Below are 457 nucleotides of genomic sequence, written 5' to 3'. Positions count from 1 at the left end.
ATTTCATGCCCGTTGAGTTCGACAACGACCACCGATCCTCGCTTCTCTGGGAGCCGGGTTGCAGCACGATCGTCGATCACGGCTGCGCCAAGGCCCTGCGCGCTACCAACGGCTTGCCCGAACGCGGATCGTTTTTGCGGCAGTTGTTCTCCGCAGGTCACCACTCAATGGTCGGCAGCTACATCCCCGGCTGCTGGGCCAGCTTGCGCCGTTGGCAGGAAGCACTGCAGCTCAAGCGTTCGCTGGTGACCAATCGCGAATACGAGTGGATCAGCAGCGCCCTGGAGAATATTCAGCAACAGCTGCGGGCCGTTAAGCGCGATCTGCAAAACAACCACCGTTCTTACGTGCGAGAGCAGGAGCGCGTGCACAAGACGCTGATGCTCAATCAGGAAATAGACAAAATCAGCATGACCAAGGCCCACCTGACAGCGCTGCGCAGTCAACGGGTCACTGA

Annotated in this window: 1 pseudogene; it reads left to right on the top strand. The window is 59.1% G+C overall.

Annotated elements, in window-relative coordinates:
- Positions 1-457: pseudogene (locus J5M71_RS28260) on the top strand (lipase family protein); the annotation flags it as partial.

Origin of the sequence: Pseudomonas sp. 43(2021) (genome assembly GCF_017490805.1) — a bacterium.
Taxonomy (GTDB): domain Bacteria; phylum Pseudomonadota; class Gammaproteobacteria; order Pseudomonadales; family Pseudomonadaceae; genus Aquipseudomonas.
This window is presented reverse-complemented; position numbering and strand designations above follow the sequence as displayed.